This window comes from Mesorhizobium sp. M1E.F.Ca.ET.063.01.1.1 (genome assembly GCF_003998155.1).
Classification (GTDB): domain Bacteria; phylum Pseudomonadota; class Alphaproteobacteria; order Rhizobiales; family Rhizobiaceae; genus Mesorhizobium.
Window position 1 is genome coordinate 1 of record NZ_RZSC01000071.1, and the last position, 16,470, is coordinate 16,470.

The window sequence follows — 16,470 nt, forward strand, 5'->3', positions numbered from 1 at the left end:
GCTTCCGGCCGCAACGCCAGCGACAGCGTGTCGCCGGACTTCGAGCCGTTGAGCTTGCCCTTCAGCGAGACTTCCTGCGCGTTGACCTGCACTTTGCCCGAGGCGGCGTCGGTGACCTTGCCTTCCAGCACGTTGAGCGTGCCGACGAAATTGGCGACGAACTTCGTCGCCGGCCGATTGTAGATCTCGAATGGCGTGCCGACCTGTTCGGCCTTGCCGCCATACATGACGGCGATGCGGTCGGAGATCGACAGCGCCTCTTCCTGGTCGTGCGTGACGAAGATGGTGGTGATGCCGAGCTTCTTCTGGATCGAACGGATTTCCTCGCGCAGCGACACGCGCACCTTGGCGTCGAGCGCCGACAGCGGCTCGTCGAGCAGCAAAAGCTTCGGCTTCGGCGCGATCGCGCGAGCCAGCGCGATACGCTGCTGCTGGCCGCCGGAGAGCTGGTAGGGATAGCGATCGGCCATCTGCGGAAGCTTGATGATGTCGAGCATCTCCGCAACGCGGGCGTCGATCGCCGCCTTCGGCATGCCGGCCACTTTCAGCCCGAAGCCGATGTTCTGCGCCACGGTCAGGTTGGGGAACAGCGCGTAGGCCTGAAACACCATGCCGACATTGCGCTGGTTCGGCTTCAGCCTGGTGATGTCCTTGCCGCCAGCCACGATCTTGCCGGCGCTCGGCTCCTCGAAGCCTGCCACCATGCGCAGCACCGTCGTCTTGCCGCATCCGGACGGCCCGAGGAAGGAGACGAATTCACCCGGCTCGACGTCGAGGTTGAAATCCTCGACCACCGTTGTGGCGCCGAAGGACTTTCGCACATGCTGGATGGAGAGGAACGGCTCGGCCATGGCTTTGACTTTCAGTTCGGTCGATTTGCCGATTTCGGCGCGAAGCGAGACAGGATCTGGATCAGCGACATGCAGCCCCAGGTAATGGCGAAGGCGATAATGGCAAGCGCCGCGGGCTCGTAGGCGCGGTTGGCGCCGATGTTCTGCAGGTACGGTCCGAAGGCCGGACGGTTGAGCAGGCTGGCCATGGTGAACTCGCCGATGACGATGGCGAAGGTCAAGAATGCGCCAGACAATACCGCGATCAGCACATTTGGGAGGATTACCCGACTGATGATCGTGCCCCAACCGGCACCGAGGATCTGCGCAGCCTCTGTCAGCGTTCTGACGTCTATGGTGCGCAACCCGGTGTCGACGGCGCGGTACATGTAGGGCAGCGCCAGGGTCGCATAGCCGATGACCAGCAGGGCATTGGTGGCCGCGTCGTTCCCCAGGAACGGCAGCCACGAGTTCGAGCCGTACATCCTGATATAGCCGAAGACGATGACGATGGCCGGGATGACCAGAGGCAGCAGCGTGATGAACTCGACGATCGGCCTGAGTTGCGGCAGCCTGAGCCGGATCCAGTAAGCGGCTGGCACCACCACCAGCACGCCGAGAATAATGGTGAAGATGGCGGCCACCACCGAATACATGAAGGTCGCCTGGAAGCGCGCATCGCCCAGCACGATCTGGTAGGCGTCGAACGAATAGGCGCCGCGACGCATGCGCATGGAGAATTCCACCGTCGCTATCAGCGGGATGAAGAAATAGGCCGCGCCAAGAATGAAAACGACCCAGGCCCAGAAGCGTCCGGTCTTCATTTCAGCCACCTCTCCGACCGTGTCCGGAACCAGATGTAGAAGACATTGGCGAGGCCGGTGATGACGATCATGCCGAAGGCGATCGCATAGCCGAGATGCGCATTGTGCAGCACGTCGCCACGGATCTGCGCATAGAGCAGGATCGGCACGATGTTGAGCGACGAACCGGTCAGCGCATAAGCCGTAGCTATGGCGCCGAAGGCATTGGCGAAGAGCAGGATGACGGTGCCGAGGAAGCTCGGCCAGATCACCGGGATGACCACTATGCGCCAGTACTGGGCCGTGGTCGCGCCGAGCGTCGCGGCGGCCTCCCCCCATTCCCTCTTCAGCCCGTCGATCGCCGGCACGATGATCACCACCATCAGCGGAATCTGGAAATAGACATAGGTCAGCGTCAGGCCCCAGAAGGACAGGATGTTGAAGCCGTGCGCATAGATGTTGAGACCTAAAAGCGTGTTCAGCAGCACAGTCGCAAGGCCGAGCCGGCCAAGGGTGGCGAGGAAGGCGAAGGCCAGCGGAATACCGGCGAAATTGGAAGCGACGCCGGAAAACGTGAGCGTCGCCGAACGTATCCAGTCCGGCAGGCCGCCGCGCACGATGGCGATGGCTATTGCCAAGCCGGCAAAAGCTCCGATCAGCGCCGAAGCCAGGCTGACCTTGATAGAGATCCAGTAGGCGGCAACGATGTTTGGCTCCGACAGGGCGACGAGATTTTCCAGCGTGAACTCACCCGCCTCGTTCTGGAAAGCGCCCAGCATCAGGTAGAGCGTGGGCAGGATCAGGAACATGACGGCGAAGATGAAGAAGGGCGCGACGCCGATCCATTGCGTCGGCAGCCGCAACGCGCGCGCCTCGCTGGGTGGCGCGGTCTTCCCTGCAATGGCTTGGTTTGAAAGCGAGAGATCGGTCATGCGCCGGCTACCGTCTTCGAGAGGCTCCGGGCGGCCTCGAAGCCGCCCGGACATTTCTGCAACTTACTTGACGTTGGCGCCGACAACGGCGTCCCAGTTCTTGGTGATCGCTTCCTTCGCCTTGCCCTGCTCGTCGAGCGTCGGGAACACCGCCGCGGCGTAGGAATCGGCCGGCGGCATCTTCGCCATCACGTCGGCCGGCAGCTTGCCGTTCTTGGAGAGGTCGTTGAAGCGGATCGGGTGGCAATAGCCCTTCAGCCAACCAATCTGGCCTTCGTCGGAATAGAGATATTCCAGCCAGAGCTTGGCAGCATTCGGATGCGGCGCATAGGCGCTGATCGCTTGCACATAGACGCCAGCGACGACACCGGTCTTCGGCACGACGACGTCGACCGGCGGATTGCCCTTAAGCGTGTCGCGGCCGGAGAGCGCGTTGTAGTCCCAGGTGACCAGGATCGGAGTTTGGCCCTGGGCCAGCGTCGCGGCCTTGCCGATGACAGGCACGAAATTGCCGGCGGCATTGAGCTTCTTGAAGAAGTCGAGGCCGGCGGTGCCCGCGGCTTCGCCAGCGGCCGCACCCGTCGACAGGCCTGCGGCATAGACGCCCTGGATCGCTTGGTTCGAGGCACGTGGATCACCGGCAAGCGCCACGGTGTTGGCGTAGTCGGACTTCAGCAGGTCAGCCCAATCGGCCGGCGCTTCCTTGACCAGATCCTTGTTCACTTCGAAGGCAAGCACACCATAGTAGTCGCCGGTCCAGTAGCCTTCGGCATCCTTGGCGCTATCCGGAATGGAATCCCAGGTCGACACCTTGTAGGGCTGGATCAGGCCGTCCTTCTTGGCGGACGGGCCGAACGACAGGCCGACGTCGATCACGTCGGGCGCCTGCGGGCCCTTGTTGTCCTTGTTTGCCTTGATCGCCTCGACCTCGTCGCCCGAGCCGGCGTCAGGGTTGAGCTCGTTGATCTTGATATCCGGATACTTCGCTTTGAAGCTATCGATTACTGCGCCATAGCCGCACCAGTCATGCGGCAGCGCGATGACCGTGAGTTCGCCCTCCGCCTTCGCCGCCTTGGCGAGATCGTCCAGCGAATCCGCCGACGAAATCACCGTCGACGCAAACAGCGCCGCGGCCGAAAGGGAAAGCACCTTCCCCGTGAATTTGAACATGTGTTCTCTCCATTGAACTGACGCCATTGGACGCCTGCGTTGCGGTATCGTTTTCCTGTGACAGCCAGATGAAAGCTTTGTGAAACCGGCGCCCCGCAGTGTGAAAAAGTAAACTCTTTTTAACCGCTTGTAGCAATCGTCTCGCGATTCTTTTTCCGGCTAACTATTTTCGGCTTTTACCCTTCGCCCCTTGCCCTTCCTTTCCCTTGTTTTCGACTTCAATTTTCAGCCGGAATCTCTTCTTCAGACAGCACCGGCGATGGCGTTTTCGAGCAGCGTCAGCGCCGCCTTCTTGGTGAGCTTGACCGGATTGCCACTTGCGGTCGGATCGACCACCGCCATGTCGGCGATGAGCGCCTTGCGCTTCTTGTCCATGTCGAGGCCCTTGATCAGGCCGGGCAGCGCATGCGGCACCTTGAGCTCCTTGCGCAGCTTGATGACCGCCTTGGCGAAACCGTCGAAGCCGCCCTTGATGCCGCAATAGGCGGCGAGCCGGGCAATGCGATCCTCGATCGCCTCGCGGTTGAAGGCGAGCACATAAGGCATGAACACCGCATTGGTCATGCCGTGATGGGTGTCGTAGAGCGCGCCGATCGGATGCGACAGCGAGTGAATGGCCCCCAATCCCTTCTGGAAGGCGGCGGCCCCCATGGCGGCGGCGCTCATCATATGGGCGCGGGCCACCAGATCCTTGCCGTTGGCGAAGGCCTTGGGCAGGTTCTCGAACACCAGGCGGATGCCTTCCACGGCGATGCCGTCGGCCATCGGATGATAGCCCGGCGCGCAATAGGCTTCGAGGCAGTGGGCAAGCGCGTCCATGCCGGTGCCGGCAGTGATGAAGGGCGGCATGCCGACCGACAGCTCCGGATCGGCAATGACGATCGCCGGCAGAAGTTTTGGGTGGAAGATGACCTTCTTGGTATGGCTCGCCTCATTGGTGATGACCCCGGCGCGGCCTACCTCGGACCCGGTGCCTGCCGTCGTCGGCACCGCGATGATCGGCGCGATCGCATCCGAGTTGGCGCGCGTCCACCAGTCGCCGATGTCCTCGAAATCCCACACTGGGCGCGTCTGCCCCGCCTGGAAGGCGATCAGTTTGCCGAGATCGAGCGCCGAGCCGCCGCCGAAGGCGATGACGCCGTCATGCTTGCCCTTCTTGAACACCGCGATGCCGGCGGTGAGGTTGGACTCGACCGGGTTCGGCTTCACCTCGGAAAACACGCCATAGGGGATCTTGGCATCGTCGAGGATCTTCAGCGTAGAGGCGACAACCGGCAGCTTTGCGAGGGCCGGATCAGTGACGAAGAGTGGCCGCTTGATACCAGCCGCGGCCAGCACGTCCGGCAGTTCCTTGATGCGTCCGGCGCCGAAACGGACGGTGGTGGGGTAGTTCCATTTGGAGATGAGCTTGGACATCGCTTGTCTTTCGAAAAATCAGATGGCTTCACGCAGGTGGTAGGATTTCGGCCGAGTCAAATTGTCGTAGCCGATGGCCGAGAGCGCCGCGCCCTTGCCGGTGTCCTTGACGCCCGTCCAGACCAGCGCCGGGTCGAGATAGTCGCAGCGGTTCATGAACACGGTGCCGGTCTCGACGCGGTCGCCAATCGCCACCGCGCGCTCGGTATCGCGCGTCCAGATCGAGGCCGTCAGCCCGTAGGGACTGTCGTTCATCAGCGCGATCGCTTCCTCGTCGTCGCGCACCTTCATGATGCCGACGATCGGCCCAAAGCTTTCTTCGCGCATGACGCTCATCTGGTGGTCGACCGCCGTCAGCACTTCCGGCGCCAGATAGGGCGAGCCCGGCCTGTCGTTCTCGACCTTCATGTTGATATGCGCCCTGGCGCCCTTGCGCAGCGCCTCGGCCTTCTGCTCGCGGATCAGGTCGGCGAAACGCGCCTGCGCCATCGGCCCCATGGTCGTCGCCTGCTCCAGCGGATTGCCGACGACATAGTTCCTGGTCTCGGCGACAAAACCTTCGACGAATTCGTCATAGACCTTCTCATGCACATAGACGCGCTCGATGCCGCAGCAGCACTGGCCGGAATTGTAGAAGGCACCGTCGACCAGGTTGGCGACCGCATGATCCATCTTGGCGTCGGGCAGCACGTAGGCGGGGTCCTTGCCGCCGAGTTCGAGGCCAAGCGTCATGAAGGTTCCGGCCGCCGCCTTCTCGATGGCGCGGCCGCCGGCGACCGAGCCGGTGAAATTGATATGGTCGATCTTACCGGACCCCAGCAGCCCCTCGGTCTGGACGTGGTTCATGACCAGGTTCTGGAACAGTCCCTTTGGCAGACCCGCCTTGTCGAAGGCCTGCTGAAAACGCTCGCCGACCAGCAGCGTCTGCGCCGCATGCTTCAAGATAACCGCGCTGCCGGCCATCAGCGCCGGCACGATGGTGTTGACGGCAGTGAGGTAGGGATAATTCCACGGCGCGATCACTAGCACCACGCCGAGCGGCACCTTCTTCACATAGCGGCGAAAACCATCCTTGGGATTCGAGGCCATCACAGGTTTGAGTGCCTGCTCGGCGATCTCGACCATGTAGCTGGCGCGTTCCTTGACGCCGCCGAACTCGCCGCCGTAGCGCACCGGCCGCCCCATCTGCCAGGCGATCTCGGGCACGATCTCATCGGTCATGCCGACGAGGGCCTCCAGCATCGCCAGCATGTACTTGCCGCGCTCGACGATAGGCGTCTCGGCCCATTTCTCCTGCGCCGCCTTGGCGCGTTCGACGGCGGCATTGATCGCCTGGTCCGTCGCGACCGGCCGCTCGGCATAGATCGAGCCATCGATGGGGGATTTGAGTTTGACCGTTTCGGTCATTTCTTCCTCGCAGTTTTACAAAAATCGAAATCATGTGGCTTGGCGTTGCCCCTCATCCGCCTACCGGCACCTTCTCCCCGTGTGGTGACGGGGGAAGCTCCTGCGCCGACGACCCCTCTCCCCGTTCTTCAGGGGGGAGGGTAAGGGTGAGGGGCAGCGCCGACGCTATCCCCGCTCTCTAGTACCGCTCGAACCCGCGATGCAGCTCCCAATCCGTGATGCGGCGGTCGTATTCGAACTGCTCCCAGCGGGCGGTGTGCACATAGTGCTCGACCACATCCTCGCCGAAGGCCTGCTTCAGCATCGTGGAGTGCACCAGCGTCTCGGTGGCATCGCGCAGCGTCTTCGGGATTTCCGGCAGTTGCGACGCCTGATAGGCATCGCCGACGAACGGCTTCTGCAGCTCAAGCTTCTCGTCGATGCCGGCGAGGCCCGACGCGATCAGCGCAGCGAAGGCGAGATAGGGGTTGAGGTCGGCGCCGCCGATGCGGCACTCCATGCGGATGCCCTTGGTCCCCTCGCCGCAGAGCCGGAAGCCGGCGGTGCGGTTGTCCTCGCTCCACATGATCTTGGTCGGCGCGAAGGTGCCGGCCTGGAAGCGCTTGTAGGAGTTGATATAGGGCGCCAGGAACCAGGTGAACTCCTTGGCATATTTGAGCTGGCCGGCCGCCCATTGCTGGCCGAGGGCGGACAGCGTCCACTCTGCATTCTTGTCGAAGAACAACGGTGTCTTGCCGTCGGCGCTCCACAGCGAATTGTGGATGTGGCTGGAATTGCCGGCGAGCCCGTAATTGTATTTGGCCATGAAGGAGATGGCCTTGCCTTCGGAGTGGGCTATCTCCTTGGCGCCGTTCTTCAGGATGACATGGCGGTCGGCCATCTCGAGCGCCTCGGCATAGCGCACATTGATCTCTTCCTGGCCGGGACCCCACTCGCCCTTGGAATTCTCGATCGGGATGCCGGCGGCCTCCATCTCGTTGCGAAGCCGGCGCATCACGCCTTCTTCCTTGGTGGTGACGCCGATCTGGTAGTCGCCGATATAGGGCGAAGCGCTGTCTAAGCCCTGCCAGTGCTTCTTGCGGGCCGAATCGTAGGTCTCGCTGAACAGGTAGAATTCGAGTTCGGAGGCGAAGTAGCCGATATAGCCGCGCTCCTGCAGACGTTTGACCTGCTTCTTCAGGATGGCGCGCGGCGAGTGCGCAAGGTCCTCATGGTCGTGATGGTCGAGCACATCGCAGATGACCAGCGCCGTCTTTTCCAGCCAAGGGATACGCCGCAGCGTCGAAAGGTCGGGCTTCATGACGAAGTCGCCATAGCCCTTCGACCAGCTCGCTGCCTTGTATCCGGGCACCGGCTCCATATCGATGTCGCAGGCCAGCAGATAGTTGCAGCCATGCGTCTCGCCATGCGCGGAATCGACGAAATATTGGGCCAGGAAGCGCTTTCCCGCGAGCCGGCCCTGCATGTCGACGATGCAGGCAAGCACCGTGTCGATCTCGCCGTTCGAGACCGCTTGCTTCAACTGATCGAACGAGAAATTCCCGGCCATTCCTTTGGCACTCCAATGCTTGTCGATTGAAAGGGACAAACCATGGCCGGCGCAATGCCGGCCATGGCCATGATGACTTATGTCAGTTGCCGGTTTCGCCGACCGCCTGCTCCGCCACCTTGATCGCCGCCTGACGCTTGGCGATCTCGTCGCCGATCGGCGGGCCCTGGAAGCGGCGGTTCTCGAAGCCGAACCAAAGCACGGCGGTCAGCAGGAGGAAGCCGATGGTGATGTAGAGCACCTTGTCGTTCGGCGGCTGGATGGCGATGTAGAAGATGATCGCCATGCCGATGATCGACAGAATACAGAACAGCTTGAACACCCCGCCGCCGAGATTCCACGGGCCCGGGTTCGGCCATTTCGAGGTTCCGAAAGCCATCATGCCGAGCACGATCGGGATGATGAAGGAGAGGAACAGGAAGACCAGCGTCGAGTTGACGACGATCGTGTAGATGTTGGTGCCGCCGATCGAGATGAACTGGGCGAGGAAGACATAGATGATCTCGAGAGCAGCAGCCGTCCAGATCGCGTGAACGGGCGTGCGCCAGGTCGGGCTGACCTTGGCAAGCGAGGTCGATCCGACGGGCATGCCGCCATCGCGCGAGAAGGCGAAAAGCATCCGCGACGCCGAGGTCACGGTGGCAAGGCCGCAGAGGAACTGCGAGATCAGGATGGCAAGGTAGAGCAGCTCCTTGAGCCAAACCGGCAGGATAGCATCCATGGTCGAGAAGAAGACGCTCCAGCCCTGCTTGGCGCCGGCCGCCAGGTCGGGGATCGCCAGCGTGATCGCGCAGACCATCGCCCAACCGATAAGCGACGACCAGAGCACCGACGAAATGATTGCTCTCGGAACGGAATGCGCGGCCTTCAGCGTTTCTTCCGAAGTATGCGCCGACGCGTCATATCCGGTGATCGTGTAGACCGGCAGCAGCAGGCTGAGCAGGAACAGGTAGGATATGGAATCCGACTGCGGGAAGACCCCGCCGCCAGCGTCGCCCGAATAGTTGGTGAATGTCCAAAGCCTGGTGACGTCGATTGCCGGGGCAAACACCAGGCAAGCGACGATCAGCACTGCCGTCGCGCCGAGGATCAGGAAGCCGGATGCATCGGTCAGCATGGCGGTAAGCTTGATGCCGAAATGATTGCAGAGCGCCTGGATCACTGTGATGGCGGCAACAAAGCCGACGATCTCGCCCGCGGTGCCGGTCATGCCGAACCAACTCCCGAACGTTCCGACGAAGAAGAAGGCGGTGCCGATGTTGATGGCGCCCAGCACGGTGATCAGGCCGAGCAGGTTGAGCCAGGCGGTGAGCCAGCCGGTGAACCGGTTGCCGAGGATCGACGCCCAGTGATAAAGGCCGCCCGCCGTCGGGAACGCCGATGCGATCTGCGCCATGGCGAGGGCAAAGAATCCGGATACGGCGCAGCCGACGATCCAGCCGACGCCGGCGCCGGCACCGCCGATCGAGGATGTCGCCTGGGCGAAGGAATTGATACCGCCCGATAGGATGCAGATGATCGAGAAGGAGATCGCGAAGTTCGAGAAGCGGCTCATGCTTCGCGACAATTCCTGGGCATAGCCCATTCCATGGAGAACCTTTAGGTCCTCGTGCTTGTCGTGTTCCGTATAGTCTTGCGCTGACATTTTAGTCCCCTGTTGGTTCTTAGCTGGCCGACTGTACTGACTTTCCCATTGCGCGTTGTCGGGAGCCCCTGGCCTCCTCGGGCTCCAGATTCGAAAATATGCCTGTGAGCAGATCCGCCCATTTCCGCTGCCCGGTTTCGCCGGAGATTTCGTCGTTGCGGATTTCGATCATCGCGCAGGCAAGACCGCGCGGGCGCGCATGCCGTTCCAGCGTGAAATAGACGCGGTCGGCCGGCGAATAGGGTTCGTTGACGCCGACGGTGACGCCGGCAAGCCGCCGCAGCGCCGATATCAGCGGCGCCGCCAGTCGGCGGTCATCGTCATGGATGATGCCGATATGCCAGGGCCGGCTCCTGCCCTTGTAGATCGGCGTGAAGGAGTGGACCGACACCAGCCGCGTTTCCTGGCCGTGTGCCAGCCGCCGGTCGATAATCTCAGCGATCGCGTCGTGGAACGGACGCCACGCCAGGTCGACGCGCGCCGTGCGCTGTTTGTCGGAAAGACCGGTGTTGCCTGGGATGGCTGTCGTTTCGCTGAGCGGTGGCACAAGGTCCGGCGCGTCGAGCGGCCGGTTGCAGTCGATGACAAGGCGCGAGACGCGGGTCTCGATCAGCGTGGCGTCGAGCTGGTCGGCCATGCGCCTGGCGACGGGAAGCGCGCCCGGATCCCACGCGATGTGGCGCGAAAGGTCCTCGACAGGCAGGCCGAGCGTTCCGAATTCGGCGGGCAGGTAGTTCGAGGCGTGGTCGCAGGTGAAGACGAAGGGGCTCGAGCCGCCGGGGTTGGTCACCCTTACGGTCTCCGACGGTGCAAGGCTGGTGAGCCGTGCTTTCTCCATACTGCCGTCCCCTGGAGAGCGCTGTATCGTATGTTACGTATTTTGCCTCATTGCGCCTCTGTGAATGATTTCATACACTTTGTCCGGCTTTGTCAAACGCGGAATTCCGAAAACGGCGTCAGCCGGGCCAAAGGGGTGGGGAAAACGATGATCTCCAGCATTGCCGAACTGATCTCGGACCGCATCGGCACCATGCCCGCGGGCGAGCGCCGAGCCGCGCAGACGCTGATTGCCAACTATCCGCTGACCGGACTGAAGACGGTCGCCGAGTTCTCGGCCGCGGCCGGCGTCTCCTCGCCGACTATCCTGCGTTTCGTCGCGAGATTGGGTTTCCAGAACTATCCCGAGTTCCAGTCGGCGCTGCAGGATGAACTGGCGGCGCAGTTGCAGTCCCCGGCATCGCGCACGCTCGACCCGGCATCGCCCGCCGGCGGCGCCGTTTCGCCGATGCTGGAGGCGACGCTCGACAACCTGCGTGAGACGTTCCGGCATCTGTCCGACAGGCAACTGGCCGACATCGCCAAGACACTCGCCGAGCGGCGCGGCAAGACCTTCCTGATCGGCGGCCGCTTCACCGACCCGCTGGCGCGCTACATGGCCGCGCACCTCACCATCATCCAGCCCGACGTCTACCACCTCGCCGGCCAGGAGAGCATCTGGCGCGACCGGCTGATCGACATGGGCAAGCGCGACGTGCTGGTGATCTTTGACATCAGGCGCTACCAGGAGAGCCTGATCCGCTTTGCCGAAAAGGCACACCAGCGCGGCGTGCAGATCGTGCTCTTCACCGACCAATGGCTCTCGCCGATCGCCCGCTTCGCCCGCCATGTGATCGCCGGGCGCACCGCCGTGCCTTCGGCATGGGATTCGTCCGCCGCGCTCTTCGTAGTCGCCGAAACGTTGATCGGCGCGATCACCAGGCAGCTCGAAACTGCCGGCGCCAAGCGCATCCGCGACCTGGAAAGCCTGCGCTGAGGCGTCGCCAATCTGACTGGTTGCTACGGCTTGATGAACACCTTGCCGTTCGGCTTGGCCAATTCCGCCGGCAGGCGCGCCATGGCTTCGTCCAACGGCACCACCGCTGTCACATCCGTCGACCAGCGTCCGTCGGAAAAGCGCTTCTGCGCCTCCAGCACGGCCGGGCCTAGCCGGTCGCGGAACTGCCGCATCCATTCGGCCAGCCAGAAGCCTTCGATATGCTTGTGCTGGAAGATCAACTGGCCGGGCTCGCGGATGATCGTCGGCTCGGCATCGAGCCTTCCATAGACGATCCAGCGCGAACGCTTCGGCATGGCGTTGAAGATGGCCGAGGCCAATGGTCCGGTCACCGCGTCGAGGAAGATGCGCGGCTGCTCGGCCTTCACCACCTCGCGCAGCGCCGTCTCGAAATCCGCCGCCTTCTCATTGAGCACATGGGCGGCACCAAGTTCCTTGAGCAAAGGAATCTGCTCGTCGCGGCGCACGGTGACGATCGGCCGAAAACCCTCCTCCTTCGCGAGCCCGATGATCAGCTTGCAGAGCTGGCTGGCGCCGGCGGTCATGATGAAGGCCTTGTCACCCTCCTGCTTGACGATGTCGAACATGGCAAGCGCGGTCAGCGGATTGACGATCATCGCCGCAGCATCCTCGTCGCGCACCGTGTCGAGCAGCGGAATGCAGGATGCCGCCTCGGCAACCGCATAGTCTGCCCACGAACCCCAGTTCGACACGCCGGTGGCGAAGGCGACGCGCTTTCCCTCCAGGCTTTTTGCATAGGGGTCACTGCCAGTAGCGACGACGATTCCGACGCCTTCGAAACCCGCCGGTCGGCCCTTTACCCGCGGTTGGCCGTATTGCCCTTTGATGAAGGCGATATCGGAGGGGTTTATCGAGGCGAGGTTAACCTTGATCAGCGCCTGCGTCGGGCCAGGCGCGGGCACGGCGATATTGCCGGGCCGCAGATAAGGCTCCGTCGCCTCCAGCGCGCCGGCTGAAGGTGTCCTGGTGTAGCCGTCGCCGACGAGCAGCAAGGCCTTCATTTCCGACGGAAGCGCCATGATAGTCAGACCTTTTCCTGCGTATATTTCTTGAGTTCCGTGCGAGCCACCTGCCGCCTGTGGACGGCGTCCGGTCCGTCGGCCAGGCGCAGGGTCCGAAGATGCGTCCACGAGCGAGCGAGCGGCGTATCCTGGCTGATGCCCTGCGCGCCGAACATCTGCACCGCCTCGTCGGTGACTTTTAGCGCGACGCGGGGTGCTACCACCTTGATCTGGCTGATCCAGGGCGCCGCGGCGCGCGCGTCGCCCTGGTCGATCATCCAGGCCGCCTTGAGGCAGAGCAGCCTGGCCATCTCGATCTCCATGCGGCATTCGGCAATGATGTCGAAATTGGCGCCGAGCTTGGCCAGCGACTGGCCAAAGGCCTCGCGCCGCACCGAGCGTTGACAGAGCATCTCCAACGCCATCTCGGCCTGGCCGATGGCGCGCATGCAGTGATGGATGCGGCCTGGCCCCAACCGCCCCTGCGCGATCTCGAACCCGCTGCCCTCGCCGAGGATCAGGTTCGCCGCCGGCACCCGCACATCCTCGAACCTCAGATGCATATGGCCGTGCGGCGCGTCGTCCTCGCCATAGACCTGCATGGCCCGGAGCTTGGTCACGCCTTTGCTGCCCGCTGGCACCAGGATCATCGAATGCCGGCGATGCTGCGGCTCTTCGTCCGAACCCGTCCTGACCATCACGATGTAGATGGCGCAGCGCGGATCGCCGGCGCCGGACGCCCACCATTTCTCGCCGTTGAGCACATAGTCGTCGCCGCGCCGCTCGCAGCGCATCGAAATGTTGGTGGCGTCCGATGAGGCGACATCCGGCTCGGTCATCAGGTAGGCGGAGCGGATCCTGCCGTCGAGCAGCGGCTCCAGCCATTGTCGCTTATGCTCTTCCGAGCCGTAGCGTTCCAGCACCTCCATGTTGCCGGTGTCGGGGGCCGAGCAGTTGAAGGTCTCGGCGCCGAGATGCGCCTTGCCCATCTCCTCCGCCAGATAGGCGTATTCGACAGTCGACAGGCCGTAGCCGCGCTTGGAATCGGTGAGCCAGAAATTCCATAGGCCCCGCTCCCGCGCCGTCTTCTTCAAGCCTTCAAGGATCTCGGTCTGTCTGGCCGTGTAGGTCCAGCGGTCGCCGTTCCTGCCGACTTCGGCGAGAAACGCCTCGCTGAGCGGCGCAATCTCGTCGCGCACCATCGCGGCGACGCGCTGATGGATCGGCTTCAGCCGCTCGCTCATGCCGAGATTCATGTCCGCCATCGGTTCCGGCCCTTTCGCTTCTTTACCCGTGGCAAGGATGACCGTACTTCGGCTAGCCTTGTCAACGCGAGTCCTTCGGTTCCGGCCGAGACGCACGTGGGAGGAATGCGATGAGCTATCTCGACAAGCTGTTCTCGGTCGCCGGCAAGACAGCGCTGGTGACCGGTGCCGCGACGGGCATCGGCCGCATGGTCGCGACCGGACTGGTGCGGGCCGGCGCCACCGTGATGATCGCCTCGCGCAAGGGCGAGGACTGTGTGAAGGTCGCCAACGAATTGAATGCGCTTGGCGGCTCCGGCCGGGCCGAGGGTTTTGCCGGCGACGTTTCCAGCGAAGCGGGCATCGCCGCGTTGGTCGCCGAGGTGAAAGTGCGCACGGACCGTCTGCACATCCTGGTCAACAATGCCGGCATTTCCTGGGGCGCGCCGCTGGAGGAGTTTCCCTATCACGCCTGGGCCAAGGTGTTCGGCGTCAACGTCACCGCCGTCTTCCACCTGACGCGGGAGCTTTTGCCGCTGCTCGACGCCGCCGCAAGCGACGAGGACCCGGCCCGCGTGATCAATCTGGGCTCGGTGATGGGCACTCAGCCGCTTGCCGACGACGCCTATTCCTACACCGCCTCAAAGGCCGCGGTGCATCACCTGACACGCACGCTGGCGCTCGAGTTCGCCGCCCGCCGCATCACCGTCAATGCCTTTGCGCCCGGCCCCTTCCAGAGCCGCATGACGGCTTTTGCCACCGCCACCGAGGAACAGGCGAAACATGTCGGTAACCATGTTCCGCTCGGCCGCATCGGTGTGGCGGATGACATTGCCGGCGCAACGCTCTATTTGTGCAGCCGTGCCGGCAGCTATGTCACCGGCGCCATCCTGCCGATCGACGGCGGCCAGTCGGTGCAGCACGGGATGACGTTGTTCAAGGAATGAAGGCGCCCGGTTCAGGCAATCGCGATCCGGGCGGGGTGCGGAGGACATCAGCGTGGAACCGATCAGTCTCGATACGCTTCTGGCCAGCGTCGGCAAGGAAGTCGGCGTGTCGCCCTGGCGCACGGTGACGCAGCGCATGATCGACCAGTTCGCCGACGCCACCGACGATCATCAGTTCATTCATTGCGATCCGGAGCGCGCCGCGCGCGAGACGCCGTTCGGCGGCACCATCGCACACGGTTTCCTTTCGCTGTCGCTTCTGTCGGCGATGACCTTCGAGACCATGCCGCCGATCGAGAACACCAAAATGGGCGTCAACCACGGCTTCGACACGCTGCGCTTCCTGACGCCAGTGAAGACCGGCTCGCGCATCCGCACCCGCTTCGTGCTGGCCGATGTCAAGGTCAGGCCCTCGGGCTGGGTGCAGACGGCGCATGACGTGACCATCGAGATCGAGGGGTCGAAGAAGCCGGCGCTCACCGCGCGCTGGCTGACGCTGACGCTGATCGAACGCCAGCCAGAGACCGCATGAGCGGCGACGCCAACGCGCTGGATAAATCGGCGCTTGCGCTCGACAAGTTGGCGCTCGCGCTCGACAAGTCGGCGCTCGCGCTCGACAGGGCGGCGCTTGCGCCTTACCTTGAAGCGCATGTCCCCGGTTTTGCCGGACTTTCCGCGATCGAGAAATTCAAGTCCGGACAGTCGAACCCGACCTATCTCCTGACAGCCGCAAGCGGCCGGTACGTGCTGCGCGCCAAGCCGCCGGGTCAGCTTTTGAAATCGGCGCACCAGGTCGACCGCGAGTTCCGGGTGATGCGAGCGCTTGCCGGCACTGCCGTGCCGGTGCCGCGCATGCTGCATCTCTCCAGGGAAGAATCGCCGATCGGCCGCATGTTCTATGTCATGGAGTTCCTCGACGGGCGCATCTTCTGGGATCCGTCCTTGCCGGAGGCACCCGGCAATGACGAGCGCGCCGCGATCTACGACGCCATGAATGCGACGCTCGCCGCCCTGCACGACGTCGATGTCGAGGCCGTAGGACTTGGCGATTTCGGCAAGCCCGGCAGCTATTTCGAACGCCAGTTCGCCCGCTGGACCAGCCAGTACCGCGCCTCGGAAACCGAAACAATTGCCGACATGGACCGGCTGATCGCCTGGCTCGAGACGCACATGCCGGCCGATGACGGCCGGGTCTCGCTGGTGCATGGCGACTACCGGCTGGACAACATGATCTTCGCCAAGGATGAGCCGAAGGTCATCGCCGTGCTCGACTGGGAACTGTCGACGCTCGGCCATCCCTTTGCCGACCTCGCCTATCAATGCATGCAATGGCGGCTGCCGCACGCGTCCGGCTTTCGTGGCCTTGGCGGCGTCGACCGCGCCACGCTCGGCCTGCCCTCCGAGGAAGCCTATGTCGCCGCCTATTGCCGCCGGCGCGACATCGAGGGCATCGGCAAATGGACCTTCTTCCTTGCCTTCTCCTTCTTCCGGCTGGCGGCGATCTGCCAGGGTGTCTACCGCCGCGCGCTGGACGGCAACGCCTCCAACCCGGAAAAGGCAAAGACCTACGGCGAAGCGGTGAAGCTGCTCTCCGCGTTTTCAAGTCTTCTTGTCGATCAGGTCCACCGCCAGCGCGGCGAGCAGCTTCACCGCTTCGCCGTAGGTCTTTGC

Annotated in this window: 15 protein-coding genes; 4 read left to right on the top strand and 11 right to left on the bottom strand. The window is 63.3% G+C overall.

Features of this window, described 5'->3' with window-relative positions; all coding sequences use genetic code 11:
- The 9 genes from EOA29_RS08580 to EOA29_RS08620 form a co-directional block, all read right to left on the bottom strand.
- Positions 1-851 (bottom strand): ABC transporter ATP-binding protein (locus tag EOA29_RS08580; protein ID WP_145969642.1); only part of this gene is annotated, 851 nt, incomplete at its 3' end.
- 11 nt (positions 852-862) lie between these two features.
- Positions 863-1,654 (bottom strand): ABC transporter permease, encoded by a 792-nt coding sequence (locus tag EOA29_RS08585; RefSeq protein ID WP_126092104.1) that lies wholly within the window; start codon positions 1,652-1,654, stop codon positions 863-865.
- Positions 1,651-2,565 (bottom strand): ABC transporter permease subunit, encoded by a 915-nt coding sequence (locus EOA29_RS08590; protein ID WP_126092103.1) that lies wholly within the window; start codon positions 2,563-2,565, stop codon positions 1,651-1,653. Before EOA29_RS08590 ends, EOA29_RS08585 begins: the two co-directional genes overlap by 4 nt.
- Before the next feature lie 63 nt (positions 2,566-2,628).
- The gene (locus EOA29_RS08595) at positions 2,629-3,735 is read right to left on the bottom strand and encodes an ABC transporter substrate-binding protein (RefSeq protein WP_126092102.1); all 1,107 of its coding nucleotides are present in this window, start codon (positions 3,733-3,735) and stop codon (positions 2,629-2,631) included.
- Positions 3,736-3,978: 243 nt separating this feature from the next.
- Positions 3,979-5,151: an iron-containing alcohol dehydrogenase gene (locus EOA29_RS08600; protein WP_126092101.1), complete on the bottom strand. Its 1,173-nt coding sequence runs from the start codon at positions 5,149-5,151 to the stop codon at positions 3,979-3,981.
- Positions 5,152-5,169: 18 nt separating this feature from the next.
- Positions 5,170-6,558: an aldehyde dehydrogenase family protein gene (locus EOA29_RS08605; RefSeq protein WP_126092100.1), complete on the bottom strand. Its 1,389-nt coding sequence runs from the start codon at positions 6,556-6,558 to the stop codon at positions 5,170-5,172.
- A gap of 178 nt (positions 6,559-6,736) precedes the next feature.
- A complete protein-coding gene (locus EOA29_RS08610; RefSeq protein ID WP_126092099.1) occupies positions 6,737-8,107 on the bottom strand; it encodes a glutamine synthetase family protein in 1,371 nt (456 codons plus the stop codon).
- 82 nt (positions 8,108-8,189) lie between these two features.
- On the bottom strand, positions 8,190-9,752 hold the full coding sequence (locus tag EOA29_RS08615; protein WP_126092098.1) for an amino acid permease: 1,563 nt from the start codon (positions 9,750-9,752) through the stop codon (positions 8,190-8,192).
- 19 nt (positions 9,753-9,771) lie between these two features.
- Positions 9,772-10,590 carry an N-formylglutamate amidohydrolase gene (locus tag EOA29_RS08620; protein WP_126092097.1) on the bottom strand — a complete coding sequence of 273 codons (819 nt, stop codon included), beginning with the start codon at positions 10,588-10,590 and terminating at the stop codon, positions 9,772-9,774.
- A gap of 147 nt (positions 10,591-10,737) precedes the next feature.
- Between EOA29_RS08620 and EOA29_RS08625 the strand changes: the two genes are divergently transcribed.
- Positions 10,738-11,565, top strand: coding sequence for a MurR/RpiR family transcriptional regulator (locus EOA29_RS08625; RefSeq protein ID WP_126092096.1), 828 nt, complete (start codon positions 10,738-10,740; stop codon positions 11,563-11,565).
- A gap of 23 nt (positions 11,566-11,588) precedes the next feature.
- On the opposite strand, the gene EOA29_RS08630 is transcribed toward EOA29_RS08625, so the two are convergent.
- Together EOA29_RS08630 and EOA29_RS08635 are read right to left on the bottom strand one after the other, a co-directional pair.
- Positions 11,589-12,626, bottom strand: a complete 1,038-nt coding sequence (locus EOA29_RS08630) for a zinc-binding dehydrogenase (RefSeq protein ID WP_126092095.1) — start codon at positions 12,624-12,626, stop codon at positions 11,589-11,591.
- A gap of 5 nt (positions 12,627-12,631) precedes the next feature.
- Positions 12,632-13,873, bottom strand: a complete 1,242-nt coding sequence (locus EOA29_RS08635) for an acyl-CoA dehydrogenase family protein (protein WP_126092094.1) — start codon at positions 13,871-13,873, stop codon at positions 12,632-12,634.
- Between the two features lie 110 nt (positions 13,874-13,983).
- Between EOA29_RS08635 and EOA29_RS08640 the strand changes: the two genes are divergently transcribed.
- The 3 genes from EOA29_RS08640 to EOA29_RS08650 form a co-directional block, all read left to right on the top strand.
- Positions 13,984-14,799 carry an SDR family oxidoreductase gene (locus EOA29_RS08640; protein WP_126092093.1) on the top strand — a complete coding sequence of 272 codons (816 nt, stop codon included), beginning with the start codon at positions 13,984-13,986 and terminating at the stop codon, positions 14,797-14,799.
- Positions 14,800-14,845: 46 nt separating this feature from the next.
- A complete protein-coding gene (locus EOA29_RS08645; RefSeq protein ID WP_281059664.1) occupies positions 14,846-15,331 on the top strand; it encodes a MaoC family dehydratase in 486 nt (161 codons plus the stop codon).
- The coding region (locus EOA29_RS08650) for a phosphotransferase family protein (protein WP_245468438.1) at positions 15,328-16,470 on the top strand (1,143 nt) is incomplete at its 3' end. The genes EOA29_RS08645 and EOA29_RS08650, both read left to right, overlap by 4 nt.

Excerpts from the sequence above, each read along its gene's own strand:
- EOA29_RS08640 (WP_126092093.1), top strand. The coding sequence starts at position 13,984 with ATGAGCTATCTCGACAAGCTGTTCTCGGTCGCCGGCAAGACAGCGCTG.
- EOA29_RS08590 (WP_126092103.1), bottom strand. The coding sequence starts at position 2,565 with ATGACCGATCTCTCGCTTTCAAACCAAGCCATTGCAGGGAAGACCGCG.
- EOA29_RS08635 (WP_126092094.1), bottom strand. The coding sequence starts at position 13,873 with ATGGCGGACATGAATCTCGGCATGAGCGAGCGGCTGAAGCCGATCCAT.
- EOA29_RS08615 (WP_126092098.1), bottom strand. The coding sequence starts at position 9,752 with ATGTCAGCGCAAGACTATACGGAACACGACAAGCACGAGGACCTAAAG.
- EOA29_RS08620 (WP_126092097.1), bottom strand. The coding sequence starts at position 10,590 with ATGGAGAAAGCACGGCTCACCAGCCTTGCACCGTCGGAGACCGTAAGG.
- EOA29_RS08595 (WP_126092102.1), bottom strand. The coding sequence starts at position 3,735 with ATGTTCAAATTCACGGGGAAGGTGCTTTCCCTTTCGGCCGCGGCGCTG.
- EOA29_RS08610 (WP_126092099.1), bottom strand. The coding sequence starts at position 8,107 with ATGGCCGGGAATTTCTCGTTCGATCAGTTGAAGCAAGCGGTCTCGAAC.
- EOA29_RS08630 (WP_126092095.1), bottom strand. The coding sequence starts at position 12,626 with ATGGCGCTTCCGTCGGAAATGAAGGCCTTGCTGCTCGTCGGCGACGGC.
- EOA29_RS08600 (WP_126092101.1), bottom strand. The coding sequence starts at position 5,151 with ATGTCCAAGCTCATCTCCAAATGGAACTACCCCACCACCGTCCGTTTC.
- EOA29_RS08585 (WP_126092104.1), bottom strand. The coding sequence starts at position 1,654 with ATGAAGACCGGACGCTTCTGGGCCTGGGTCGTTTTCATTCTTGGCGCG.
- EOA29_RS08625 (WP_126092096.1), top strand. The coding sequence starts at position 10,738 with ATGATCTCCAGCATTGCCGAACTGATCTCGGACCGCATCGGCACCATG.
- EOA29_RS08605 (WP_126092100.1), bottom strand. The coding sequence starts at position 6,558 with ATGACCGAAACGGTCAAACTCAAATCCCCCATCGATGGCTCGATCTAT.